1 protein-coding gene is annotated in these 448 nt (G+C 52.2%); it reads left to right on the top strand.

Annotation, left to right across the window (positions count from 1 at the left end; genetic code table 11):
• Nucleotides 1-116: 116 nt before the first annotated feature.
• A partial coding sequence (locus J5M56_RS25380; RefSeq protein ID WP_207938108.1) for a hypothetical protein occupies nt 117-448 on the top strand: 332 nt, incomplete at its 3' end.

Here is a 448-nt window from a genome sequence, read left to right as displayed (position 1 = left end):
CGTCATCTCTGCACACGCAGACGGCGAAACTCGCCCCTGATAACTATGTACCGCTGATGCGCAATTCAAACCTGCTCGAATGATGCTTCTTTTCATTATTCAAACAGGCACGAAACATGGCTCTGCGATATACGCCCTTTCAAGCAAGTGGTTCTTCTGTACTGCCGCCCAATCAAACGATGTCTGCGGGCCAATTCCTGCAATCCGAGAACGGTCGATTTCGTCTGATGCTGCAAAGCGATGGAAATCTGGTCCTCAAAGACGGTGAGGGGGTTATCTGGATCGCCGACGCCAATCAACCTTACAGTGCAACTTTGCACCCGAAGAAGATGCGCGAGCCGCTGCAGTTTGTGATCAGCAACAGCGGCTTTCTTTATGACCCCTCCAGGCGACGATTATGGATCGCGGAAAGCACGCACAGCGCCGACAAGTCGCTTTGGTACAACAC

It is taken from the genome of Pseudomonas sp. 51_B, from assembly GCF_017491595.1.
Classification (GTDB): Bacteria; Pseudomonadota; Gammaproteobacteria; order Pseudomonadales; family Pseudomonadaceae; genus Aquipseudomonas; species Aquipseudomonas promysalinigenes.
Note: the sequence above shows the minus strand (reverse complement) of the source record. Positions and strands in the feature narration are given on the sequence as shown.